We start from the raw sequence: 23,419 nt of genomic DNA, 5'->3' as shown, positions 1-23,419 counted from the left end.
ACGAAGGTTCGGGCGGTTCCGCCCGTTCAGACGACGGCGACCGGGTGACGGACGACCGCGTTGAAGAGGTACCCCTGGGTGTTGTGGACGGCCCGCTCGGGCTGGGTGTTGCCGGCCTCGTCGGTGGTACGGGAGAGCAGCGTGACCGGTCCGGTGGCGCGGGGGTGCCAGGGGGCGTCCCAGCGGACCCAGCCGCCGGCGCGCGGGCGGTCGACGAGCCGGGCGGGGCGCCAGTGGGCGCCGCCGTCGCTGGAGACCTCCACGGAGCGGACGGGGGCGAGGGCGGACCAGGCACGGCCGGTGAGCCGGTGGACGCGGTCCGCCTCCAGGGTGGCGCCGAAAGGGAGCTCGTAGGCCGATTTGAGGGTCTGGAAGTCGACCGGAGCACCCTCGGCCGGGTAGGCGGAGCCGAAGAGGCGGTACCAGGTGGTGGACCAGGGCGAGGTCAGCGGCTTGGTGGAGACCTCAATGTCGCCGAGCCACTTGATGGAGGCGATGCCGATCCAGTTCGGCACGATCAGACGGACGGGGAAGCCGTGGTCGTACGGAAGCGGCTCGCCGTTCATCTCGTACGCGAGGATCACGTCGTCCAGGGCCTTGGCGACCGGCAGCGGGCGGCGGACCCGGCCGTGATCGACGCCGCCGGAGACGTACGGGTCGTCCAGGCCGCGCGGCTGGAGGTCGACGGCGTCGTGGGCGATCCCGGCGCTGCGGAGCACGTCGGCGAGGCGGACGCCGCGCCAGCGGGCGGCTCCGACGGCACCGAGGGTCCAGGGGGTGCCGGTGACGGGCTCGCCCTGCTGGGTGGTGTAGAGGCTGCGGCCGTTCCCGGCGCACTCGACGAGGGCCGTCCGGGTGACGGAGGGCAGGTCGCGCAGCTGCCCGTAGGTGAAGTGGACGGGGGTGCGGCCGTGGAGTCCGTCGCCCCAGAGGGTCAGCTTCCAGTCGGCGGCGTCGAGGACGGGGGTGGAGGTGTGGTTGCGGACGAAGAAGCGGTCGGCGGGCGTGAGGCGTCCGGTATCCGCGAAGGTCTCGTAGCGGGCCTCGGCGTTGGTCCCGCGGACCGTGAAGTACTCCGGCGGGAGGGCTTTGACGATGCCGGGCGCGGCACCCGCCAAGACGTCCACGGGACCAGCGTACGCGGGGGCGGCGGTGGCGAGCCCGCCGAGGGCGGAGGCCACCGGGCCCGCTGCGAGCAGCTTCAGGAGGGAGCGGCGGGCGGGCGCGGACGAGTACGGCACGGGGCTCCTCGGTAGGGGGGAGGGACGGGCCACCGGGCGGCGGCGGGCCCACCCTAGGGGCGCGGAGGCGCTCGGGACGGTCCGTTCACGGTGCTGTCACACGAGGGTCCGTCAGGTCGGGACCGCTCGGGAATCCGCAGCCGTCCGGGCGCCCCCCGGGCCACAATGCCGCATGCCGATACGTGAAGCGCTTCCCGAGGACGCGGCGGCCCTCGCCGCCGTGCACGTCCTGTCCTGGCGGGCCGCCTACCGCGACCTGCTCCCCGGCCCGTACCTCGACGCCCTGTCCACAGAAGAGCGCGCCGGTACCTGGCGCACCCGCCTGACGGCCCCGGACCGGCCCACGGTGCTCGTGGCGACGGGGGACGAGGGGCGACTGGTCGCGTTCTCCTGCTTCCGCCCCTGGCCGGACGACGGAGAGTTCGCGCCCGGGAGCACGGCGGAGCTCGCCGCGCTGTACGCCCTGCCGGAGGTCTGGGGCACGGGCGTCGGCCGGGCGCTCACGGAGGCGTCCACGGAGGCGATGGGCGCGGCCGGGTTCCGCGCGGCGGCGCTGTGGGTGTTCGCGGGCAACACGCGCGGGCGGAGGTTCTACGAGGCCGGGGGCTGGCGGCCGGACGGGACGGCGGTGCGGGAGGAGACGGGCGGCCGGGTCCTGGAGGAACTCCGGTACCGGCGCGAGCTGTTGCCCTGACCGACTGTCCACATCTCAAGACGCGGGTCTCATTATTCGGCGGCGGTGCGTACGGTGGAGGCACGCACCCACACCGAGGGAGTCGCTTCCATGACGCACGCCTCCGCGCAGCCCGCGGCCCATGAGACCGCCGTCTACACGCACGGCCACCACGAGTCGGTCCTGCGCTCGCACGCCTGGCGGACCGCCGCCAACTCCGCCGCCTATCTGCTGCCCGAACTGCGCGCGGGCCTGGACGTCCTGGACGTGGGCTGCGGGCCCGGCACGATCACCGCCGACCTGGCCGCACTGGTCGCGCCGGGCCGGGTGACGGCGGTCGACGCGGCCGATGACGTACTGGAGAAGGCCCGCGCGGTGGCCGCCGAACGCGGCCTGGAGAACGTCGAGTTCGCGGTCGCCGATGTCCACGCCCTGGACTTCCCCGACGACTCCTTCGACGTCGTCCACGCCCACCAGGTGCTGCAACACGTAGGCGACCCGGTCCAGGCGCTGCGCGAGATGCGGCGCGTGTGCCGGCCCGGCGGGGTCGTCGCGGCCCGCGACAGCGACTACGGGGCCTTCACCTGGTTCCCCGAGCGGCCCGGCCTGGACGCGTGGCAGGACCTGTACCACCGGGTCGCCCGTGCCAACGGCGGCGAACCGGACGCGGGACGGCGGCTGTTCTCCTGGGCCCGGCAGGCCGGCTTCACCGAGGTCACGACGACGGCCGGCACCTGGTGTTTCGCCACCCAGGAGGAGCGGGACTGGTGGAGCGGCCTGTGGGCGGACCGTACGACGGCCTCCGTCTACGCCGAACTGGCCGTCGACGGCGGGCACGCGACCACCGCCGAACTGGCGTCGATCGCGGAGGCCTGGCGGGAGTGGGGCAAGCAGGAGGACGCCTGGTTCATGGTCCCGCACGGCGAGATCCTGTGCCGGGTGTCCTGAGCCGGCGCAGCCGTGGGCCCGCCCGGGACACCGGGCGGGCCCACGGCGCACATCAGCTCGGGCGCATCCTGAACTCGTAGGCGTCCGGCAGGGGTTCGTCGGTGAGCTCCGCCCAGACCTCGCCGAGGATCTCCGCGCCCTCGCGCAGGTCCGCGACCTCGAAGCCCGCGTCGAAGACGGCGCGGGCCTCGGCCGGCCGCCCCTCGGCGAGCAGGATCCGGATCTCCAGGAAGCGGAAGGCGCCCCTGTCCCGGACCGCGTCCGGCAGCCGCGCCCACAGCTCCCGGGCCGGGCCGGGCCGGCCCGTGGCGAGGAGCGCCGCCACGCCCTCGCGCCCGAGGGCGGCGGCCACGGGTTCGCCCGCGTCGTGGGCCTCGTGGTCGGTGAAGGCCTCCGCGAACCGCTCGGCGGCCCGCGCCGGGTGCCCGTCCTCCCGGTCGGCGACGGCCAGGCAGTACAGCAGGGGCCAGCGCACCTCGGCCCGGTGCAGTCCGCGCTCCCAGCTCCGTACCGCCTGGGCGCGGTCTCCGGCGTGCCACTGGGCGATGCCGAGGTGGTACTCGGTGGACGGGTCGGCCGGGGCGGTCTCCAGCATGTCCCGCCAGGGGGCGGCGACCAGCGGCGCGCCGGGGGCCGCGTCCTTCGCCGGGGGCGGCAGGACGCCGGTGCGCAGGAGCTCCCGCCAGGGCTCCTGGTCGGGGCCGAGCGTCGACTCGGGGAAGGGCGTGCCCGGCAACGCGTATCCCCCGCGCAGTACTTCGAGCGCTCCCCAGCCCGAGCCGGCCGCGAGGACGGTCTCCGGTTCGGCGTCCGCGGCGCCCTCCCGCCAGGCGGTGTACGCCGCGTCGACGGCGGTACGGGGCAGCGCCGTCTCCAGACGGTGTTCGACGTCCGCGCGGGCGGCGGCCCAGTCGTCGCCGAGCGCCGTGGCGGGGTCGGCGGCGAGCGGTCCGTACGCCTCCAGCCAGCTGAACTCCGCTTCGCCCGGGAGCTCCAGGTGTTCCAGCTGGGTGCGGGCGAGTCCGGCCTGCATCTCGGCGTAGCCGGGGGTGCCGGGTTCGGTCAGCCACTCCTGCCAGCGCCGGCCGCCGCGCCCGGTGCCCCACAGGAAGAGCTTGCGGCCGCGCAGCGGGTCGGTGGAGGTCTGGACGAGCCCGTGGCCGTCCTCGTCGAGGGCGGCGATCCAGCGGCGCTGCTCCTCGGGCAGGTCGTAGAAGAAGTCGGCGGCGTGGACGCCGTTCAGCGGGTACGAGCGGTCGGTGCCGTCCTCGGTGACGGGCACCGGGAGGCGGTCCAGGCCGCGTTCGTAGCCGTGGTGCCAGGCCGCGTCGGCGGGCGCGAGGACCCTGCGCTCCTCGGGGACGGCGGTGTTGGACCACCAGTAGACGGGGGCGGTCCGCTCGTGGGGGTTGCGGATGCGGACGCCGACGTACAGGAAGTCGGAGTCCTCCGGGAGCCACAGGTCGACCTGGAAGGGCAGGTCGCGCAGGCGCTCCCACTCCCACAGGCGGAGCATCGGGCCGCCGTCGGGGGCGCGGACGGTCGCCGCGTGGAGGGGCGAGCAGGAGAGGGTGGTGTGGCCGGTGGCCCCGATGTTCCACTCGATGCCGCCGGAGAACCAGGCGCCGTTGAGGGCGAAGGCGGCGGGCTGGAGGACGGGGTTGCGGTAGAGGAGTTCGCGTCCGGTGGGCTTGTGGTGGAGGGAGTGGACGCGGCCGCCGAGGCCGGGGAGCACGGTCACCCGGAGCCGGTCGTTCTCGATCACGATCGTGTCGAGGTCCGCGGGGGTGCGCTCGCGGCCGTAGCCGTCGCGCACGGGGGTGGGGAGCAGGCTGCGCAGGGGCGCCCGTCCGATGCCCCGGGCCATGTCGCGCGGGAGCTCCGCGAGGGTCCGCGCGTCGACCGCGTGGGCCCCGGCGCCGGCGGGGGCCCGCAGTGCGGGGAGAGGGTTGTCCGGGCCCAACGGGGCTGCGGGCAGCGTCAGTACGGCACGTCGTACGGTCGTCATCGATCCATGGAACACGGCGGAGCCGGTCCTGACCAGGGGCTCTACGCGGTTCTCCGCGTCAGGCTCCGGTCAGTCCTCGGCAAAGGGGCCGGGGGCGGGGCCGCCCGGATATTCCCGGCGGCGACGGCGGACGCCGCCGTAGTGTGGAGGGTCGGCCCGCCGCCGTGGCGGGCGTGGACCAGGCACAGGGAGTACGAGGAATGGGCACGCAGCACACCTACCGGGTCATCGTGCGCGGCACGTTCGACGGCCTGTCGGAGGAGAGCCGGGCCCGGCTGCTCGCCGAGGTGGACGACCACGGGATGGCGGCGATGCAGTTCACGGAGGAGGGCTCGCTGGCCTACGACCGGACGCTGAAGGCCTTCTCGTACCGCCTGGTCGTCGTCTCGGACGCCGAGGACGGCGACGAGATGGCGGGCGCGATCGCGGAGGACCGGGTGGAGACGGCGCTCGGGGAGCTGGGGCACGGGTACAAGGCGCTGCGCTCGACGGTGACGGACCTCGACACGATGAAGATCAACCGGAAGCGCTAAGGCCTGTCCGGCGGATCGGGGCCGTACACAGGTCCTGGGATCTGCTGTGAAAGTGCTGGTCGCGGCCGTTCGTCGACGGCTGCGAGCAGCACGGTCGCCCGGTGGCGGACGTCGGTCCCGTCGCCCGGTGGCGGACGTCGGTCCCGTACTCGACCGCGTGCCTCAGGGCTGTCGGCCCTTCGCCTTCTGCCGGGCGTAGTAGGTGCGGGCGCGGTTGCGGTCGCCGCAGTCCTTCGTGCTGCACCAGCGGCGGTTGCGCCGCGGTGACGTGTCGAGGTAGACCCAGCCGCACTTGGCGTCCTCGCATTGGTGAAGGCGGTCGAGGCCGTCGCGCTGGGTGAGGGCGACGAGTCCGCGGACGATGCGGTGGCGGGGCAGGCGGAGGTCGGTCTCCCGGTCCTCCCATTGCCAGCGGTCGCCCGTGGGGACCAGGTCGGCCGCGGCGATCGCCGCCCGGTACAGGTCCGCGAGGTCCGCTGCGGCTTCGGCGTCGCCCTCGAAGAGGGCCGCGTAGGCCTTCTCGCGCGCTTCGACCACCTGTTCCCTTTCCCGCTCGGCCCGGGCGTCGTCGCGGCCGGCGAGGTCGCGCAAGGACGCGGCCTCGTCCGTACTGATCAGGCCGGTTTCGGTGCACCAGTCGAGGACGTCGGCGAAGGTGTTCAGTCCCTCCCTGCGTTCGGGCCCGCCGAGCCGCCAGGCCACGGTGTTCACCAGGTCGAGCATGCGGTCACCCGCGATGTGGCCGAACCTCACCCTCGGCTCCTCTCGTCCCCTCGCAGCCCGAAGCTCTGCCGCCCGCCGGAAAGACCTCACGGGCAAAAGGATTATTGCATGTGAGGTGATCTCCTTGGCATCATGCCTGATCGGCCCATCACCCGTGAGACAGCCGCCAGGAGACCGACCGTGCCCGCTGCCCTCCGCAGACCGTTCACCGCGCTGTGGGCGTCCCAGGCGTCCTCGAACCTCGCCGACGGGCTGCTGCAGGCCGCCGCCCCGCTGCTCGTCGCCACACTGACCCGTGACCCGCTCGTGGTGGCGGGCATGACGGTGGTGCAGTTCCTGCCCTGGCTGGTCGTGACCCTCCCCGCCGGCGCGCTGGCCGACCGCATGGACAGGCGCCGGATACTCGTCGTCGGCAACGGGCTGCGCGCGGCCGGGTTCGCGCTGCTCGCCCTCGCCCTGGCCGGTGGAGGGCACCACATCGCCCTCCTCTACGCCGCGGTGTTCACAGCCGGCTGCGCCGAGACGATGGTCGACAACGCCGCCCTGACGATCCCGCCCCGCCTCGTGCCCCGGGAGGAACTGGAGCGCGCCAACGGCAGGCTGTTCGCCACGCAGTCCGTCATCAACACCTTCGTCGGTCCGCCCGCCGGCGCGGCGTTGTTCGCGCTGGCGGCATCGGCGGCCTTCTTCACCGGCGCCGCCGCGTTCGCCCTCGCCGGCCTGGCGGCCCTGCTGCTGCCCCCGCTGCTCCCCACCGGCGAGGACCACGGGCACCGTGGCGCGACCCGGACCGGCATCGCCCAGGACATCCGCTCCGGATGGGCCCACTTCTGGGGCCACGGCCTGCTGCGCCGAGTCGCGTTCATCTCGGCGGCGATCAACTTCTTCGGCGCGGCCACCGGCGGACTCCTCGTCCTGCTGGTCACCGGCCCGTACCGCGTTCCCCTGTCGGGTTACGGCCTGTTCGTCGCCGTTCCCGCCGCCGGAGCGATCGCCGGCTCACTGCTCGCCGCCCACGTCGTGCCCCGCATCGGCGGCGGCCCCACCACCTGGCTCGCCGCCCTCGTCCCGGCCGCCGGCTACGCCGTCCTCGGCCTGGGCCACAGCACGCCCCTCGCCCTGACCGCCATGTTCGGCGCCGCCCTCGCCGCCTCGCTGAACCAGATCGTCGTCAGCACCCTGCGCCAGGCGGCGGTCCTCGACGAGCTCCTCGGCCGCGTCACCGCCGCCTACCGCCTGATCGTCCTGGGTGTCGTCCCCTTCGGGGCCCTCACCGGCGGCCTCCTCGGACGGGTCCTGGGAGTACGCGCCGCCTTCGTCGCCGCAGCCCTCGGACTCGCCCTCGTCGCGATCCCCCTCGCCTCCCGGGTCACCACCCGAGCCCTCCGCGACGCCGAAACGGCTCCCCCGTCGCGGAATCGCACCGCGAGGCGCTTTCGCGACGGGCCCTGACGAGCTCGTCAGTCGGATGCCGTGATGGCCCAGCGCTCGTGGTCGCGCCAGGCGCCGTCGATGTGCAGCATCGCGGGCGAGAAGCCCTCCAGGCGGAAGCCGGCGCGGCGGACGAGGGCGCGGGAGGCGGTGTTGCCGGGCTGGATGTTCGCCTCCAGGCGGTGCAACTCCAGGGGCCCGAAGGCGTGTTCCAGGACCAGGCCGAGGGCCTCGGTCAGCAGTCCGCGTCCGGCGGCGTGCGCGAAGGCGCCGTAGCCGAGGGCGCCGCTGCGGAAGGCGCCGCGGACGATGTTGTTGATGTTGACGAAGCCGGCGATCCGGTCGCCGTCCGCGTGCTCGCACACCAGGAAGCCGGCGCGGGCCGGGTCCCCGACGAGGGCGCCCGCGTAGGCGGTGTACGCCTCGGTCGTGCACGGCGGGAAGAGCCAGGGACGGTGGAGCTCCCGGCTCTCGCGGGCGCGGGCGGTGAACTCCTCGGCGTCGGCCGGGGAGAAGGGACGCAGGCCCACGCGGGGCCCGGCGGCGAGGTACGGACCGTGATCGTCGGGCATGGGGGCAGGCTAGGGGGTGTGCGGTGCGGGAGGCACTACGGGCCAGGCAACAGGCGCGTACGGACACGGCCAGGCCCGGTACGGACACGGCCAGGCTCGTACGGGCACGGCCCGGCTCGGCCCCGCACCGGCGCGCGGCGCTCAGCGGCGGGCGTCCCGTACGCGGGGCGGGCAGGTCTCTCCCTTCCGTACGACTCCGATCATGACGGTGGTGCGCCGGTCGAGGGCCGTGCCCGCCGCCGGGTACTGGGTGCAGACCTGCCAGCGCGGCGGCCACAGCACCCGCCGGTCGCGGCCGCTCACGTCGTGGACGTCGAGCCGGGTCCGGCGGTCCAGGCGGGTGAAGACCCGCCACAGGCCCCGGTCGAGGAAGTCCGGCATCGGCCGTGTCCCGGCCTCGCCGGGTGCGGCGGCCTCCTCCGCCGAGGAGGCGGCGACGGCCGCGAGCGCGAGGACCGCGCCGACGCCGACGACGGTGGCCCGCCTCACTTCCGCCTCCGGGCGACGAAGTAGCAGCCGCAGGCGGCGCCGAGGACGGCGGTCGCGAGCAGGGCCCCGTAGAGCGGCATGGTGACTTCGGGGATCAGCAGGCGGATCTTGACCTCGCGGGTGTTCTCGAAGATGAAGACCAGGGTGAGGACCGCGATCACGATCATCGCGATCCGGCCCGGGGTGAAGGCTCCGGCGAACCGGGACGTGCCCCCGCCCGATGTCCGTGGCGCCTGCTTCGGACTCATGCCCGGCCCTCTCCTCCGTCGTGCCGTCGGTCGTACCCGGCCACAGCCGTGGGACCAGAATGGGACGGGCGGGGCCTCCCCGTGATGGCAAGGTGGGCCGTACGGGTGACTTGTCAGACAACGTGGGCCGCTACCGTGTGCGGAGAGACGGCGGAGACCGGGCCGGGAACGGGCCGGGAACGAGACGAGGAGGGGCCGTGGCGGTCAGCGGACAGCGGCGGCGACCGGTCGTGGCGCTCTACGAGCGGATCGCGGACGCCGTCCACGACGGCACCTACCCGCCGGGCTCCACGCTCCCGTCCGAGCCGAAGCTCGCCGCCGAACTGGGCGTCAGCCGGCCGGCCCTGCGCGAGGCGCTGCTGCTGCTCCAGGAGGACGGGGTCCTCACGGTGCGGCGCGGGGTGGGCCGCACGGTCAACGACCGTCCGCCCCGGCGGGGCTTCGAGCACGTCCAGCCGCTGGAGGAACTGATCGGCGCGGGCACCCCGCTGCGAGTGCGTGCCCTGCTCAGGACCGTCGAGGAGCCGACCGACTTCACCACCCAGCACCTGCTCGCACCCGCCCGTGCCGAGCTGCGGTTCTGGGAGTCCGTACTGACCGGGGAGGGTGCGGCGGCGGCGCTGAGCCACGAGTGGGCGGCGCCCGACGAGCTGCTCGACCGGGTGCACCCGGAGTTCGCGCGGGCCCTGCGGGAGGCGGAGGCGGACTCCGGTCATGCGGTTCATGCGGTCTCGATGCTCGCGGTGCTTGTCGCGGCCTCGCGGGAGACGGCCCTGACCGCGCACAGCGGCATCACGGCGACGCTGCTCGGGCGGCGGCGCGGGGAGCAGCTGGGCCGCCCGGCGGACACGCCCGCCGTCCTGATCACGCAGGTGGTGAGGGTCGGCGAGACGCCGGTCCTGGCCGCGAAGCACATGCTGCCGACGGGGACGCCCGCACTGCCGGTGCTGCAGTCGCACTGAGGGCGGGCCGACGAGCGGTGCGGGCCCGGCCCGACACGACCCGACCCAACCCGGCCCAGCCCGGCCCGTAGAACGAGCCGTGCACCGAGGCCCCGCACGGCCCCCTGTCAGAGCCGTCACAGCACCCGGCCCGGCCGTCGCGTACACTTCCCCGCCATGCACTTGTCTGACAACCCTGCCACGCCTGCCGCCGCCACCGTCTCCGAGTGGATCCGCCGGGCCCCCAAGGCCGTCCTCCACGACCACCTCGACGGCGGGCTGCGCCCCGCGACCATCGTCGAGCTGGCGCGGGAGTGCGGCTACACCGCGCTGCCGACCGAGGACCCGGCCGAGCTCGCGGTCTGGTTCCGGGACGCCGCCGACTCCGGCTCCCTCGAGCGCTACCTGGAGACCTTCGCGCACACCTGCGCGGTCATGCAGACCCGCGAGGCGCTCGTGCGCATCGCGGCCGAGTGCGCCGAGGACCTGGCGGCGGACGGCGTCGTCTACGCCGAGATCCGCTACGCCCCCGAGCAGCACCTGGAGGGCGGGCTGACCCTCGACGAGGTCGTCGTGGCGGTCAACGACGGCTTCCGCGAGGGCGAGCGCCGCACCGGCGGCCGGATCACCGTCCGCACCCTGCTCACCGGCATGCGCCACACCGACCGTTCCCTGGAGATCGCGGAGCTCACGGTCGCGCACCGGGACAACGGCGTGGCCGGCTTCGACATAGCGGGCGGCGAGATCGGCAACCCGCCGGCCCGCCACCTCGCCGCCTTCCAGCACCTGAAGCGGGAGAACTGCCACTACACGATCCACGCCGGCGAGGCCGTCGGCGCGGAGTCGATCCACGAGGCCGTGCAGGTCTGCGGCACCGAGCGGATCGGCCACGGCGTGCGGATCACGGACGACATCGCCGAGGACGGCACGCTGGGCCGGCTCGCCTCGTACGTCCGGGACAACCGCATCGCCCTGGAGGTCTGCCCGACGTCCAACCTCCAGACGGGCGCCGCGAAGGACTACGCCTCGCACCCGATCGACGAGCTGCGCCGCCTGGGCTTCCGGATCACGCTCAACACGGACAACCGGCTGGTCTCCGGCACCACCATGAGCGAGGAGTTCCAGCACATGGTGGACGCCTTCGGGTACGGCCCGGAGGTCTTCGAGGAGTTCACGGTCGCCGCCCTGGAGGCCGCGTTCCTGCCGCTGCCGGAGCGGCAGCGGCTCGTCGACGAGGTCGTACGGCCGGGCTACGCGGCGCTGTAGGTCAGCCCACCCTCCCCTGGACGAGGGGGAGGGACAGCGTCCCCGTGGACTCGGGGGCGCTGACGACGGTCACCGGCTTGATGCCGCGGTTGCCGGAGTACGCGGTGTCGCTCGCGGCGACGACGAACTCCAGCCGGTGGCCGGTCTCGTAGCGATGGACGATGCCCGGCAGCTCGACGGTGAAGGATCGGGTGACGTCCGGGACGCGTACGGGCGCGACCAGCCGGTTGACCAGGGTCTTCGTGCCGTCGGGCGCGACGTCGTACAGCTTCGCGAAGAGGACGAGCTTGTCGGCGGCGTCGCCCGAGTCCTGGACGCGTTCGGTCGCCGGGGAGACGACCCGGAGTGTCGCCCTCGGCGCGCCGACGAGGTCGACGGGCTCGGTGAGCGGGGCGCTGCTCCAGCCGAGGTAGGTGCCGGGGGTGTCGTACGGCCGGGGATCGGGGAGCCCGATCATCCCGGCGAGCGAGGACTCCGAATGGCTCGTCGGGACCAGCCAGTTGGCGTACTGGCGGGAGCCTCGGGCGACCTTCGTACGGTTGTCGACGAGCTTGCCGTCGCCGGAGAGGTACAGCTTCTGGCTGAGCGCCGGGACCCGGTCGGCGGTGCCGTAGCCGCTCTGTCCCTCGCGGTACCAGGCGAAGGCGGGGCCGGTGTCAGCGGCCGCGTTCTTCCGGAGGTGGCGGTCGAACCAGGCGAGGACGCGCTGCCCGACGTAGCTCCCCTCGGGGTCGCCGAGGTCGAGTTCGCCCGCCTTCTGTCCCCCGCTGTGGCCCCAGGACTGCCAGATCATCCGGGTGTCGACGCCGCGCTCGCGCAGCCGGTCGTAGGTGGCGCGGGCCTCGTTGAGGTTGAACAGGCTGTCGGACTGGCCCTGCACGATCAGGGTGGGGGCGGTGATCCGGTCGAGGTAGGAGACCGGGGAGACGCTGCGGGCGTAGGCGAGCATCTTCTCGGTCGCGGCGGCCGGGTAGCGGCCGGAGTCGAGGAGCCTGATCGTGTCGCAGGCGTCGGTGACGAAGTGCAGACAGCCGAGGGAGTTGATCCGGCTGGGGTCGAGGGACGGGGAGAGCAGGGGCTGGCCCTCGCCCATGAGGTAGAAGCCGTTGGCCCACTGCCACTTGAAGACCCCGGGGGTGGCCCGGTCGGCGGCGTTGGGGGCGAGGGAGTACGCGAGGTCGTTCCAGGTGATGAGGGGGACGAGGGCGTCTATACGGGGATCGACGGAGGCGGCCGCGAGTTGGACGGCGCCGCCGTAGGAGCCGCCGATCATGCCGACGCGCGGGTCTCCCGTACCGTCCCGGGTGACGAAGTCGGCGCGGGTTCCGTCGTCGGCGGCGATGCTCCCGGCGAGGAAGTCGACGAGCCGGGCGGCGGCGCGTCCGTCGGCCTCGGGGTCGTCGAGGGAGATCAGGCAGCCGGACTTCCCGAAGCCGAGGCCCGAGTAGACGAGGCCGACGTAGCCGCGCTCGGCGAAGGCCTTGCCGATGGCGGCGGTGGAGCCGTCGCTCTTGCTGCCGCCGAAGCCGTTGGTGGCGAGGACGGCGGGCGCGGGGTGTGCGGCGTCCGTGCCGGCCGGCCGGTAGAGGTCGGCGTCGACGGCGCAACTCCGGCCGCCCGCCTCGACGGTGAACCGGAGCGGGGTGACGGTGTACGGGGCGGCCGCCCCTTCCGCACCCGCGGCGGGTGCGGCGAGGGCGAGCGGCGCGGCGAGCGCGGCCGCACCGGCCACGAGCGCGAGGACCTTGCGGGACCGGGGCACGGCACGGGACACAGAGACCTCCACGCTGAGGACGACGCCGAGAGGCCCGCCGCACCTACCGACTGGTAGGTACCCGGGCGGCGCTCATGCTGTGACACGTGTCATAGCCCCGTCAACACATCGGACGAAGGTTGCTGACGGAGATTCAGTGAAGGCGCCTCGTCCCTCGCCGACGGCCGGGTCCCGCGGATCGCCGCCCGCCCCTCGATGGAAGAATGGCGGCATGACAGGCGCTGAGGAGTTCAAACCCGAATCGGAGCGGGTGACGCGCGTGCTGCGCGATCAGATCATCGAGGGGACCCGGGCACCCGGCAGTAGGCTCGTCGAGCGCGAGATCGCGGCCGAACTGGACGTGAGCCGGCTGCCCGTCCGCGACGCCCTGCGGGACCTGGTCGCGGAGGGCCTGGTGACGCCGCGACCGCGCACCTGGGCGGTGGTCCGCGAGTTCACGGCGTCCGACATCTCGGACCTCGGCGAGGTCAGGTCCGCCCTGGAGATCCTCGGCTTCCGGCTCGCCGCGCAGCGCCGCACCCGGGCGGGGCTCGCCAAGCTCCGCGCCGACCTCGACGCCGAGCTGGCGGCGGCGGCCAAGGGCGACGGCCAGGCCGCCCGGCGGGCGGCCGCCGACTTCCACGAGACCGTCACGGAGCTCGCCGACAACGCGCTGCTCAGCGAGCTGAACGCGACGCTGCGCAGCCGGATGCGCTGGATGCTCGGGCAGCACGACGACTTCACCGCCGTCGCCGAGGAGCACGCGGAGCTGTACCGGGGGATCGAGGCGCGGGACGTGGAGCGCGTCGAGAAGCTGGCCCTGCGTCACCTGGAGACGAGCCGGCAGGAGGCCGCCGCGCACCAGCGCAGGACGGCGGCGGAGTAGGGCCCGTCTTCCGGATCGGGCCCTGGCCCGTCGGATCGGGCCCTGGCCCGGGGTCGTGGCGGCGGCGGATTGCCGCCACGACCCCGGAGATCAAACGGTATACCGAATGGGCGGTCCGTCCCCTATGACGGCCGTCACTCCCCCACGTACACGACACCCCCGTCGACGTCGGCGCGGATCTCCGTGCCGACGCGGCGCGCCATCAGGTCGTCGAGGCGCTCCAGGGGGCCGATGAGGGTGCGGCCGCCCGCGCGGGCGACGCGGATGGCGGCGTCGACCTTGGGCTTCATCGAGCCCTCCGCGAAGGCGATCTCGGCCAGGCCCTCGGGCGAGGCGGTGAGGATGTCCCGCTGCTCGGGGGTGCCCCAGTTCTCGCTGACGAAGTCGCCGTCGGTGAGCATGATCAGCATGTCCGCCTTCAGGTCGGCGGCGAGGGCGGCGCTGGCCGCGTCCTTGTCGACGACGGCCTGCATGCCGATCTGGCGGCCCTTGGAGTCGGTGCGCACCGGCACGCCGCCGCCACCCACGCACACCACGAGCGTGCCGTTGTCGAGGAGGGTGCTGACCAGCGGCGCCTGCATGATGCGCAGCGGCTCGGGCGAGGGGACGACCCGGCGGAACGCGCCGCCGTCACGGGCGATGGTCCAGCGGTACTCGGCCGCGGCCTCGGCGGCGTCCTGCGCCGAGTAGGTGGGGCCGATCAGCTTGGTGGGGCGCTCGAAGGCCGGGTCGGCCTCGTCGACCTCGGTCGTGGTGAGGACGGCGGCGACCTCGCGCTCGCCGGCCAGGGCGTTGGAGAGCTCCTGCTGGATGACGTAGCCGATCATGCCCTGGGTCTCCGCGCCGAGGATGTCCAGCGGGTAGGCCGCGACGTCCTGGTAGGCGAGGTTCTGGAGCGCCAGGAGGCCGACCTGCGGGCCGTTGCCGTGCGTGATGACGACCTCGTGCTCGCGGGCCAGACCGGCCAGGGCCTGGCAGGCGCCCCTGACGTTGGCGCGCAGCCGGTCGGCCGTCATCGGTTCCCCGCGGCGGGCGAGTGCGTTTCCTCCGAGAGCGACGACGATGCGCATGCGATTTCCCTTGCGGTGCTTGTGTTCGCTTATGAGACCCAGAATGGTATACCAATATTGGTTGGCCGGAAGGGGGCAGGAGCGGTCACGGACGCACGGCGACGAGGAGAGCACGGTGAGGTGCCACAGCCATGCCGGCGAACCCCGGACCCGCTCCGGCGACGCCCGGCTGCCCGGCGAACCCCGGCCCGGCTCCGACGACGCCCGGCCCGGCTCCGGCGAACCCCGGCCCGGCTCCCACGACGCCCGGCCCGGCTCCGACGGACCCCGGCTGCCCGGCACGCTCCGGCCGCGCTCCGGCGACGCCCGGCTGCTCGGCCTGCTGCGGGGCCTGTCGGGGACCGGCTCGGTCCATTCGGTCTTCAGCCGGGTGGTGAACCTCCTCACTCCGGACGGCACGCTGATCGCCCTCGCCGCCCGGGACGGCGGTGACGCGCCCCGCACCCTGGTCCTCGACGTGGCCGCCTGGACGGGGCAGGGCCTTGAGGCCGGCCGGAGCGTCGTCTTCTCGGACGGGACCCTCACCGTCGACCGTCCGCGCCCCCTCCGGCCGCTCTTCCTGACCACCGCCGGGGCCCGCCCGTGGCACGCCGTCACCCCCTCCCTCGCCGCCCTGCCCCCCGGCGGCTTCGCGGCCGCCGCCGTCCTCCTCGACCGGCTCTGCCGTACGTACGGACCGCTCGGCGGCATGCTCGGCCCGGCCCCCGGCGCCGGCCTCCTGGAGACGGCCGTCGCCCGCGCCCTCGACGAAGGGCGCACGACCCTGGTCGCGGGCGTACGGGCCGGGGACGGCGACGGGATCCGGCGCGGCGTCCTCGCCCTGCTCGGCCTGGGGCCCGGACTCACCCCCGCCGGCGACGACTTCCTCACCGGCCTCGCCCTGGTCGCCGCCCTCCCCGGGAGTCGGCTGGCCGCCTTCGTACCCGTCCTGCGGGACGTCCTCGCCGAACACGGCGCGCGCACCACGGCGCTCGGGCTCGCGACGCTGAGCGAGGCGGCCGACGGCCGGGCCCGAACCGAACTCCTCGACCTCCTGCGCCTCCTCGCGGAACACCGCCCGGCGCAGGACCTGAACGTTCCCGTCCGGAGGGTGCTGGCCATCGGCCATACCTCGGGCGGCGACACCCTGTCCGGCCTGGTGGCCGGATTCCGTCTGGAAGAAGAACTGCGAGGTCCGCTGTGAGCATCACAGCAGTCGTACGGAAGAACACCTATTTCGATTCCGTGTCCCTGATGTCCGTCTCGACCAAGGCCAACGGCCTGGACGGGGTGGACCAGGCGTTCACCGCCATGGGCACCGAGATGAACAAGGGAGTCCTTGAGAACCTGGGCCTGCTCACCGACGAGCTGCGGGCCGCCGAGAGCGGCGACCTCATGATCGTCCTGGTGGCGGAGGACGGCGCCGACACCGAGGCGCTCCTCGCGGAGATCGAGGACCTCCTCACCCGCAAGGCCCCCGCCTCCGCCGACGGCGGCGAGGTCACCTACCGGACCATCGCCTCCGCCGCCGCGGGCATCGACGGCGCCAACCTCGCGGTCATCGCCGTCAACGGCGCCTACGCCGCCCGCGAGGCCCGCAAGGCCCTCGAGAGCGGCCTGCACGTGATGATGTTCAGCGACAACGTCGCCGTCGAGGACGAGATCGCGCTCAAGAACCTCGCCCACGACAAGGGCCTGTTCATGATGGGCCCGGACTGCGGCACCGCGATCATCAACAACACCGCGCTCTGCTTCGGCAACAAGGTCCGCCCGGGCTCGATCGGCATCGTCGCCGCCTCCGGCACCGGCTCGCAGGAGGTCTCCGTCCGCGTCCACGCCCTGGGCGGCGGCATCTCGCAGCTCATCGGCACCGGCGGCCGCGACCTCTCCGAGCAGGTCGGCGGCATCATGATGGTCGACGGCATCCGCGCGCTCGCCGCCGACCCGGCCACCGACGTCATCGTCCTCGTCTCCAAGCCGCCGGCCGCCTCCGTCGAGAAGAAGGTCCTCGCCGAGGTCGCCGCCGCGGGCAAGCCGGTCGTCGTCTGGTTCATCGACGGCTCCGAGGAGGCGGTCACCGCCGCCGGCGGCCACTTCGCCGCCGGCAGCCTCCAGGCCGCCCGCAAGGCCGTCGAGCTCGCCGGCGTCGAGGGCTCCCCCGTCGAGGAGTTCGATGCCGAGGCCGCCGCCGACGCCGTCGTCTCCCGCCTGGCCGAGGGCCAGAAGTACGTGCGCGGCCTGTTCTGCGGCGGCACCCTCTGCGACGAGACCATGTACGCCGTGCGTGACGCCGGGCTCGACGTCTGGTCCAACATCCAGAAGAACGCCGACTTCCGTCTCCCGGCCGGCTCCGCCTCGCGCGGCCACACCTTCCTCGACTTCGGCGACGACGACTTCACCAACGGCCGTCCGCACCCGATGATCGACCCCGCCCTGCGCATCGAGCGCATCGTCGAGGAGGCCAAGGACCCCGAGGTCGCCGCGATCGTCATGGACTTCGTCCTCGGCTTCGGCTCCCACGAGGACCCGGTCGGCACCACCCTCCCCGCCATCGAGGAGGCGCAGCGCATCGCGAAGGACGCCGGCCGTCACCTGGAGATCGTCGCCTACGTCCTCGGCACCGACCTGGACACCCCCTCCGTCGCCGCCCAGAGCGCCGCCCTGCGCGCGGCCGGCGTCACCGTCACCCCCAGCTCCACCGAGACGGGCCGGTTCGCCCGTGAGATCGCGAAGAAGGCACAGGCATGAGCACCGAGAACACCGAACTCACCCCGGCCGCCCGGCTGTTCGCTTCCGACCTGAGCGTCGTCAACGTCGGCCTCGCCATGTTCGACGCCGACATCGCGGCCCAGGACGCCAAGGTCTCCACCCTGGACTGGACCCCGCCCGGCGGCGGCAACCCGGAGGCCGCCCGCGCCCTCGACGCGCTTGAGCGCCCCGAGCTCGCCGCGCGGATCGAGGCCGCCAACGCCGAGGCCGTCGAGCGCATCATGGCCGCCCGCCCGATGCTGATCGGCTTCGGCCGCGCCCTCGACGTCGTCCCCGGCATGACCCCGACCACGATCCTCCACTCGGGCCCGCCCATCGCCTGGGAGGACATGAACGGGCCGATGAAGGGCGCCGTCACCGGCGCGATCGTCTTCGAGGGCCTGGCGAAGGACCTGGACGAGGCCGCCGAGGTCGCTGCCTCCGGCCGGATCACCTTCAAGCCGTGTCACGAGGCGGACTCGGTCGGCTCGATGGCCGGCGTCACCTCCGCCTCGATGTACGTGCACATCGTGAAGAACGAGACGCACGGCAACATCGCGTACACCAACCTGTCCGAGCAGATGGCGAAGATCCTGCGGATGGGCGCCAACGACCAGAGCGTCATCGACCGCCTGGTCTGGATGCGGGACGTCTTCGGTCCGATGCTCAAGGAGGCCGTGGAGTTCACCGGCCCCGTCGACCTGCGCCTGCTGCTGTCCCAGGCCCTCCACATGGGCGACGAGTGCCACAACCGCAACGGCGCCGGCACCCTGCTGCTCTTCCAGGCGCTCGCGCCGGGCCTGCTTCAGTCCTCCTTCACGACCGAGCAGAAGAAGGAGGTCTTCGACTTCGTCGCGTCCTCCGACTACTTCTCGGGACCGACGTGGATGGCGATGGCCAAGGCCGCGCTGGACGCCGCCAACGGCGTGGCGGACTCCACGATCGTCACCACGATGGCCCGCAACGGCGTCGAGTTCGGCATCCGCGTCGCCGGCCTGCCCGGACAGTGGTTCACCGGTCCCGCGCAGAAGGTGATCGGCCCGATGTTCGCCGGGTACAAGCCGGAGGACTCCGGCCTCGACATCGGCGACAGCGCGATCACCGAGACGTACGGCTTCGGCGGCTTCGCGATGTCGGCGGCGCCCGCCATCGTCGCGCTCGTCGGCGGCACCGTGGCCGAGGCCATGGGCTACACCCGCGACATGGGCGAGATCACCACGGCGCAGAACCCCAACGTCACGATCCCGGCCCTCGACTTCCAGGGCCTGCCCACCGGCATCGACGTCCGCAAGGTCCTCGACACCGGGATCCTGCCGATCATCAACACGGCCATCGCCCACAAGGACGCCGGCATCGGAATGATCGGCGCCGGCATCACCCACCCGCCCGCCGAGGTCTTCACCAAGGCTGCCACCGCCCTCGCCGCCGCTCTCGCCTGACGCGACAGCCCTCCCGGAAGACCGGACACGATGAACACACACCGCACCTCGGCGGAGGAGCAGGACTCCCCCGCGGGCTCCTCCGCGGGCTCCCCTGCGGACGCCTCCGCGGGACGGGAACTCGACCCCGAGTACGAGCACAGCCCCGTCCCGGCGCACAGCCGCAAGTCGCTCCTGACGGTCTCGGCCGTCTGGTTCGGATTCCCCATGATCCTGACCAACGCCGTCCCCGGCGGCGTGGTCGTCGCCCTCCTCGGCTTCTGGCGAGGGCTCGCCGCCATCGCGGTCGCCAACCTCGTCATGCTCCTGTACGTGGGGATCCTCAGCCACCGCGCGGGCACCAGCGGCGAGAGCTTCTCGCTCCAGGCGACGCGCACCTTCGGCCGCACCGGCTACATCGTCGCCTCCGCGTTCCTCGCGACCATCGTGGTCGGCTGGTTCGCGTTCAACACCGGCGCCACCGGCGCCACCCTGCACCAGGCCTTCGGCTGGCACGAGCAGCTCGTGGCGCTCCTGGCCGGTCTGGGCTTCATAGCCCTGACCTACCTCGGCATCAAGGCCTTGTCCTGGCTGGGCGCGGTCGCCGCCCCGCTCTTCCTGATCGCGGGCATCACCGCGCTCGTGATCGTCGCCAAGGACCACGACCTGGGCGCCGTCTTCTCGTACGAGGGGGTGGGCGGCGGCGCCTCCCTCACCTTCGGCGCGGCGGTCTCCATGATCATGGCGACCTTCGCCGACTCCGGCACGATGACGGCCGACTTCACCCGCTGGTCGAAGAACGGCCGGCAGGCCGTCCTCGCCACGGTCAGCGCCTTCCCGGTGGCCAGCGTGATCGCACAGGTCACGGGTGGCCTGGTGGTCGCGGCGGGCGCGGTCGCCATGCCGGCCACGGCCGGCGGCGACTTCCTGCCGATCCTCACCGGTCAGGGCTCGTCGCTCCTCGACGTGCTCGCGGCGGTCTTCGTCTTCGTCAACCTCGGCTCCGTGTGCAGCCACTGCCTCTACAACGGCGCCCTGGGCTGGTCCCATCTGACGGGCCGGACGATGCGGCTGATGACGGTCGTCCTGGGTGTCGTCGGCACCGTCGCCGCGCTGGCCGGGGTGTGGAACCACTTCCTGGACTGGCTGGTCATCCTGAGCGTCTTCGTCCCGCCGCTGGGCGGCGTCCTGATCGCCGACCAGTTCTTCGCCCGCGGCGGACGCGGCGCGATGGACCGCCGTCCGACCGTGACGGTACGGCCCACCGCCTTCCTGGCCTGGGCCGTGGGCGCGGCGGGCGCGGGCTTGGCGCACTGGTTCGCCCCGCAGCTCTCCGACGCGGTCACCGGCCTGGTCGTCGCGATCGTCGCGTACGCCGTCCTCGAACGGGTCGTGTCGCGGCCGTCCGAGGCCGTCGGAGCGGCCGGGGCGACGGCGGGGTAGGACGCTCCCCTTCGAGGAGACGCGCTCTCGCCCCCGCTTGCGGTGGGGCGGGGGCGCGTCGTCGTACGGACCCGGCTTCCGGTCAGCGCAGGGCCGGTACGTCCAGGGTGAGCGTGCCCGCGTCCGCGTCCAGCACGGCCGGCAGGCCGAGCGGCAGGGTCACTGCGGTCGGGCTGTGCCCGAAGCCCATCTCCTCCAGGACCGGCACCCCGAGGCCGCCGAGCCGGTCGGCGAGCACCGCGCGCACCTCCTCGTACGGGCCGCACTCCTCCCAGGAGCCGAGGCCGATGCCCGCGACCCCGTCGAGCCAGCCGGAGCGCAGGAGTTGGGTGAGGATGCGGTCGAGGCGGTACGGCTCCTCCCCCACGTCCTCCAGGAGCAGCAGCCCGCCGTGCGCCGAGGCCCGCCCGTGCGGGGTGCCGAGGTCGGCGGCGAGGAGGCTGACGCAGCCGCCGAGCGTCACGCCCCGGGCTCGGCCGGGTATCAGGGCCCGTGCCGTGTCCGGGCCGAGGGTCAGGACGGTCTCGGGCTCGAAGAGGGTGGCCCGCAGCGACTCCTGGGTGGCCGGGTCCGACAGGAACGTGGCGGCGGCGACCATCGGCCCGTGCAGGGTGGTGAAGCCGGCGCGGACGGCGAAGGCCTCGTGCAGGGCGGTGACGTCGCTGTACCCGACGAAGGCCTTGGGCCCGGCCGCCCGGATCGCCGTCCAGTCCACCAGGTCGACCATGCGCTGGGCCCCGAATCCGCCGCGCGCGCAGAGCACTGCGGAGACCGAGGGGTCGCACCAGGCCTCGGTCAGATCGCGGGCCCGCGCCAGGTCCTCGCCTGCGAGGTACCCGAGGGTGGGGTGGGTGTCCCGGACGTGCGGGGCGACGACCGGTTCCAGGTCCCAGCCGCGCAGGATGTCGAGCCCGGCCGTGAGCCGCTCCTCGGGAATGGGACCGCTGGGGGCGACGACGGCGACCCGCGCCCCCGGCCGGAGCCGCTCGGCCCGGGTCAGGGCGCCCACCGGGGTCACGTGCGGTACTCCAGGTCCGGGACGTCCTGGCGCTCGATGCCGAAGGTCCGTACGTACAGGGCGAGTTCGGCCTCCAGGGCCCGGACCATGGTGTCGGCCCTGCGGAAGCCGTGCCCCTCCCCCTCGAAGGCGAGGTAGGCGTGCGGGACGCCCCGGCCGGCCGTGCGGGCGAGGAAGCGCTCGGCCTGCGCGGGCGGGCAGATGACGTCGTCGAGGCCCTGGAGCAGCAGGAACGGGGCCGTGACCCGGTCGACGTGCTCGATGGGCGAGCGCTCCTTGTAGCGGGCGGGCACCTCGTCGAGCGGTCCGATCAGTCCGTGGAGGTACTGGGACTCGAAGTCGTGGGTCTCGTCGGTGGCCCAGCCCCGCAGGTCCAGGATGGGGTAGATGATCGTGCCGCAGGCGTACACGTCGGTGGAGACGAGGGACGCGGCGGTCGTCCAGCCGCCCGCGCTGCCGCCGCGCACGGCGAGCCGGGCCGGGTCGGCGGTGCCCTCGGCGGCGAGGGCCGCCGCGACGGCCGCGCAGTCCTCGACGTCGACGACGCCCCACTGCTCGCGCAGCCGCTCCCGGTACTCCCGGCCGTAGCCGGTCGAGCCGCCGTAGTTGACCTCGGCGACGCCGATGCCCCGCGAGGTGAAGTAGGCGATCTCCAGGTCGAGGACGAGCGGGGCGTGGCCGGTGGGCCCGCCGTGCGCCCAGATCACGTACGGCGGCAGCTCGCCTTCAGGGCCGCCGAGTTCGGGGTGGTGGGGCGGGTAGATCTGGGCGTGGATCTCGCGCCCGCCGGGGCCGGTGAAGGTACGGATCCGGGGCTCGGGGAGGTAGGCGGGGTCGACGGCGTCGGTGTGCGCGGCGCCGACCACGCGGCTGCGGCCGGTGCGGGTGTCGAGCTCGACGAGCTCGTAGGAGCGGTGCGGTCCGGCGGCGACGCCGACCACCCGGGTGCCGTGTGCGGCGAGGGTGGAGGCCCACTCGGTGCGGGTCCCGCCGGCGTCGACGAGGGCGCGGCGCTCGGGGTCGAGGATCCCGAGGGTGGTGGTTCCCCTGCCGTGGACGACGGCGATCAGCCCGTTCTCCAGGGAGGTGAACCAGCGGAGTCCGATCTTCCAGAGCGGGCCGCCGAACTCCTCCGCGCGGGGGCAGAGCGCTTCCGGTGCGGCGAGGCCGCCGTCGGCGTCGACCTCCGCGCGGTAGAGGTTCCACCAGCCGGTGCGGTCGCTGACGAACAGCAGCCGCCCGGCGGCGTCCCAGTCGACCTGCGGGATCGACTCGGCGGTCCCTCCGGCGACGGTCCCTGCCTCGCGGAAGGTGCCGTCGGGGGTGACCTCGGCGAGCTGGACCTCGGTGCCGTCCCAGGGCATCCGGGGGTGGTCCCAGGCGATCCAGGCGGCCCGGCGGCCGTCCGGGGAGAGCCGGGGTCCGGTCACGAAGCGGTGGCGCCCGTCGGAGAGTTCACGGACGGCCGTGCGGTCCTCGGCGGCCGAGCCGTCGAGGGGAACGGCGGCGAGGACGCGGCGGACGTCGGTCGGCGCGGGGCCGGTGAACTCCTCCAGGACGCACCACACCTCGCCCCGGTCCGGGTGGATCACCGGGTCCACCCAGCGCAGTCCGCCGCCGACGGCGGAGACCGGGGTGAGCGGCCGCGGCTCCGCGCCCAAGGCATCGGGTTCGTACGCGTAGAGCCGCTGGTCGGGGAAGTGGCAGAACACGGCGAGCGGTCCGCTCGCCGGGCGTACGGCCGCCGCCCAGGGCTGCCCGCCGTATTCGACGACCCGGCTGCGGACGTTCCACGGGGCGGGCAGCAGGCTCTCCTCGGTGCCGTCGGCGCGCCGCCGGACGAGGGCCCGCCGGCCGCCCTCCTCCGGGCGGGGCGCGGTCCACCACAGTTCGTCGCCGACGGCGCCGAGGTACTCGGGCCGCCCGTCGTGCGCGGCGGCGAGCGCCGCGTCGACGGGTGACGGCCAACTGCCGTACCCGGCCGTGGTCGTGGCCATACCGTCTCCCCCTGTCATGGGTCCGATCCCCCTG

At 73.8% G+C, this 23,419-nt stretch carries 21 protein-coding genes; 11 read left to right on the top strand and 10 right to left on the bottom strand.

Translation table 11 applies throughout. The annotated features are described in order from the left end of the window. Positions 1-26 precede the first annotated feature (26 nt). The gene (locus SVTN_RS30925; protein ID WP_041132049.1) at positions 27-1,241 is read right to left on the bottom strand and encodes a sulfite oxidase; all 1,215 of its coding nucleotides are present in this window, start codon (positions 1,239-1,241) and stop codon (positions 27-29) included. A gap of 172 nt (positions 1,242-1,413) precedes the next feature. Here SVTN_RS30925 and SVTN_RS30920 point away from each other — a divergent pair, with 172 nt between their 5' ends. Further along, complete coding sequence (locus tag SVTN_RS30920) at positions 1,414-1,935, top strand: GNAT family N-acetyltransferase (RefSeq protein WP_041132048.1); 522 nt, start codon at positions 1,414-1,416, stop codon at positions 1,933-1,935. 90 nt (positions 1,936-2,025) lie between these two features. Beyond that, positions 2,026-2,862, top strand: a complete 837-nt coding sequence (locus SVTN_RS30915) for a class I SAM-dependent methyltransferase (protein ID WP_041132047.1) — start codon at positions 2,026-2,028, stop codon at positions 2,860-2,862. A gap of 52 nt (positions 2,863-2,914) precedes the next feature. Here the strand turns inward: SVTN_RS30915 and SVTN_RS30910 are convergent, their stop codons facing one another. After that, positions 2,915-4,870, bottom strand: a complete 1,956-nt coding sequence (locus SVTN_RS30910) for a DUF5107 domain-containing protein (protein ID WP_041132046.1) — start codon at positions 4,868-4,870, stop codon at positions 2,915-2,917. Positions 4,871-5,070: 200 nt separating this feature from the next. Between SVTN_RS30910 and SVTN_RS30905 the strand changes: the two genes are divergently transcribed. Next, positions 5,071-5,403, top strand: coding sequence for a DUF6204 family protein (locus SVTN_RS30905; RefSeq protein WP_041132045.1), 333 nt, complete (start codon positions 5,071-5,073; stop codon positions 5,401-5,403). A gap of 162 nt (positions 5,404-5,565) precedes the next feature. On the opposite strand, the gene SVTN_RS30900 is transcribed toward SVTN_RS30905, so the two are convergent. Next, positions 5,566-6,156 carry a CGNR zinc finger domain-containing protein gene (locus SVTN_RS30900; RefSeq protein ID WP_218922689.1) on the bottom strand — a complete coding sequence of 197 codons (591 nt, stop codon included), beginning with the start codon at positions 6,154-6,156 and terminating at the stop codon, positions 5,566-5,568. Positions 6,157-6,306: 150 nt separating this feature from the next. Here SVTN_RS30900 and SVTN_RS30895 point away from each other — a divergent pair, with 150 nt between their 5' ends. Beyond that, complete coding sequence (locus SVTN_RS30895) at positions 6,307-7,578, top strand: MFS transporter (RefSeq protein ID WP_041132044.1); 1,272 nt, start codon at positions 6,307-6,309, stop codon at positions 7,576-7,578. A gap of 8 nt (positions 7,579-7,586) precedes the next feature. Here SVTN_RS30895 and SVTN_RS30890 read toward each other — a convergent pair whose 3' ends face one another. From SVTN_RS30890 to SVTN_RS30880, 3 genes are all read right to left on the bottom strand, one after another. Further along, complete coding sequence (locus tag SVTN_RS30890) at positions 7,587-8,129, bottom strand: GNAT family N-acetyltransferase (protein ID WP_041132043.1); 543 nt, start codon at positions 8,127-8,129, stop codon at positions 7,587-7,589. A 141-nt stretch (positions 8,130-8,270) separates the two neighbouring features. Beyond that, positions 8,271-8,618, bottom strand: coding sequence for a hypothetical protein (locus SVTN_RS30885; RefSeq protein WP_041132042.1), 348 nt, complete (start codon positions 8,616-8,618; stop codon positions 8,271-8,273). After that, the gene (locus SVTN_RS30880) at positions 8,615-8,866 is read right to left on the bottom strand and encodes a LapA family protein (RefSeq protein ID WP_041132041.1); all 252 of its coding nucleotides are present in this window, start codon (positions 8,864-8,866) and stop codon (positions 8,615-8,617) included. The genes SVTN_RS30885 and SVTN_RS30880 overlap by 4 nt, the downstream gene beginning before the upstream one ends. A 197-nt stretch (positions 8,867-9,063) precedes the next feature. Between SVTN_RS30880 and SVTN_RS30875 the strand changes: the two genes are divergently transcribed. Both SVTN_RS30875 and SVTN_RS30870 read left to right on the top strand, forming a co-directional pair. After that, positions 9,064-9,828, top strand: a complete 765-nt coding sequence (locus SVTN_RS30875) for a GntR family transcriptional regulator (RefSeq protein ID WP_041132040.1) — start codon at positions 9,064-9,066, stop codon at positions 9,826-9,828. Positions 9,829-9,984: 156 nt separating this feature from the next. Then, positions 9,985-11,073 carry an adenosine deaminase gene (locus tag SVTN_RS30870; protein ID WP_041132039.1) on the top strand — a complete coding sequence of 363 codons (1,089 nt, stop codon included), beginning with the start codon at positions 9,985-9,987 and terminating at the stop codon, positions 11,071-11,073. A 1-nt stretch (position 11,074) separates the two neighbouring features. On the opposite strand, the gene SVTN_RS30865 is transcribed toward SVTN_RS30870, so the two are convergent. Beyond that, on the bottom strand, positions 11,075-12,847 hold the full coding sequence (locus SVTN_RS30865) for a CocE/NonD family hydrolase (RefSeq protein ID WP_425429024.1): 1,773 nt from the start codon (positions 12,845-12,847) through the stop codon (positions 11,075-11,077). A 211-nt stretch (positions 12,848-13,058) separates the two neighbouring features. Here SVTN_RS30865 and SVTN_RS30860 point away from each other — a divergent pair, with 211 nt between their 5' ends. Continuing rightward, complete coding sequence (locus SVTN_RS30860) at positions 13,059-13,712, top strand: GntR family transcriptional regulator (RefSeq protein ID WP_041132038.1); 654 nt, start codon at positions 13,059-13,061, stop codon at positions 13,710-13,712. A gap of 134 nt (positions 13,713-13,846) precedes the next feature. Here SVTN_RS30860 and SVTN_RS30855 read toward each other — a convergent pair whose 3' ends face one another. Then, positions 13,847-14,782, bottom strand: coding sequence for a carbamate kinase (locus SVTN_RS30855; protein ID WP_041132037.1), 936 nt, complete (start codon positions 14,780-14,782; stop codon positions 13,847-13,849). A gap of 115 nt (positions 14,783-14,897) precedes the next feature. Between SVTN_RS30855 and SVTN_RS41190 the strand changes: the two genes are divergently transcribed. From SVTN_RS41190 to SVTN_RS30835, 4 genes are read left to right on the top strand one after another with little or no spacing between them, the layout of a single operon-like run. Continuing rightward, on the top strand, positions 14,898-15,965 hold the full coding sequence (locus tag SVTN_RS41190; protein WP_052499386.1) for an oxamate carbamoyltransferase subunit AllH family protein: 1,068 nt from the start codon (positions 14,898-14,900) through the stop codon (positions 15,963-15,965). Then, positions 15,962-17,509, top strand: a complete 1,548-nt coding sequence (gene fdrA / locus SVTN_RS30845) for an acyl-CoA synthetase FdrA (protein ID WP_041132036.1) — start codon at positions 15,962-15,964, stop codon at positions 17,507-17,509. Before SVTN_RS41190 ends, fdrA begins: the two co-directional genes overlap by 4 nt. Beyond that, the gene (locus tag SVTN_RS30840; RefSeq protein WP_078908568.1) at positions 17,506-18,948 is read left to right on the top strand and encodes a YlbE family protein; all 1,443 of its coding nucleotides are present in this window, start codon (positions 17,506-17,508) and stop codon (positions 18,946-18,948) included. The genes fdrA and SVTN_RS30840 overlap by 4 nt, the downstream gene beginning before the upstream one ends. Positions 18,949-18,978: 30 nt before the next feature. After that, positions 18,979-20,370: a cytosine permease gene (locus SVTN_RS30835; RefSeq protein ID WP_041132035.1), complete on the top strand. Its 1,392-nt coding sequence runs from the start codon at positions 18,979-18,981 to the stop codon at positions 20,368-20,370. An 82-nt stretch (positions 20,371-20,452) separates the two neighbouring features. Here the strand turns inward: SVTN_RS30835 and SVTN_RS30830 are convergent, their stop codons facing one another. Both SVTN_RS30830 and SVTN_RS30825 read right to left on the bottom strand, forming a co-directional pair. Further along, entirely contained in the window at positions 20,453-21,388 is a 936-nt protein-coding gene (locus SVTN_RS30830) for a S66 peptidase family protein (protein WP_041132034.1), read from the bottom strand. Next, on the bottom strand, positions 21,385-23,403 hold the full coding sequence (locus SVTN_RS30825) for a S9 family peptidase (protein WP_078908567.1): 2,019 nt from the start codon (positions 23,401-23,403) through the stop codon (positions 21,385-21,387). Before SVTN_RS30825 ends, SVTN_RS30830 begins: the two co-directional genes overlap by 4 nt. Positions 23,404-23,419 lie beyond the last annotated feature (16 nt).

Origin of the sequence: Streptomyces vietnamensis (assembly GCF_000830005.1) — a bacterium.
Classification (GTDB): domain Bacteria; phylum Actinomycetota; class Actinomycetes; order Streptomycetales; family Streptomycetaceae; genus Streptomyces; species Streptomyces vietnamensis.
This window is presented reverse-complemented; position numbering and strand designations above follow the sequence as displayed.

Bases quoted from the DNA above. Each gene is read 5' to 3' on its own strand.
- SVTN_RS30920 (WP_041132048.1), top strand. From the start codon at position 1,414: ATGCCGATACGTGAAGCGCTTCCCGAGGACGCGGCGGCCCTCGCCGCC.
- SVTN_RS30915 (WP_041132047.1), top strand. From the start codon at position 2,026: ATGACGCACGCCTCCGCGCAGCCCGCGGCCCATGAGACCGCCGTCTAC.
- SVTN_RS30910 (WP_041132046.1), bottom strand. From the start codon at position 4,870: ATGACGACCGTACGACGTGCCGTACTGACGCTGCCCGCAGCCCCGTTG.
- SVTN_RS30905 (WP_041132045.1), top strand. From the start codon at position 5,071: ATGGGCACGCAGCACACCTACCGGGTCATCGTGCGCGGCACGTTCGAC.
- SVTN_RS30890 (WP_041132043.1), bottom strand. From the start codon at position 8,129: ATGCCCGACGATCACGGTCCGTACCTCGCCGCCGGGCCCCGCGTGGGC.
- SVTN_RS30880 (WP_041132041.1), bottom strand. From the start codon at position 8,866: ATGAGTCCGAAGCAGGCGCCACGGACATCGGGCGGGGGCACGTCCCGG.
- SVTN_RS30870 (WP_041132039.1), top strand. From the start codon at position 9,985: ATGCACTTGTCTGACAACCCTGCCACGCCTGCCGCCGCCACCGTCTCC.
- SVTN_RS30860 (WP_041132038.1), top strand. From the start codon at position 13,059: ATGACAGGCGCTGAGGAGTTCAAACCCGAATCGGAGCGGGTGACGCGC.
- SVTN_RS30855 (WP_041132037.1), bottom strand. From the start codon at position 14,782: ATGCGCATCGTCGTCGCTCTCGGAGGAAACGCACTCGCCCGCCGCGGG.
- SVTN_RS30840 (WP_078908568.1), top strand. From the start codon at position 17,506: ATGAGCACCGAGAACACCGAACTCACCCCGGCCGCCCGGCTGTTCGCT.
- SVTN_RS30835 (WP_041132035.1), top strand. From the start codon at position 18,979: ATGAACACACACCGCACCTCGGCGGAGGAGCAGGACTCCCCCGCGGGC.
- SVTN_RS30825 (WP_078908567.1), bottom strand. From the start codon at position 23,403: ATGACAGGGGGAGACGGTATGGCCACGACCACGGCCGGGTACGGCAGT.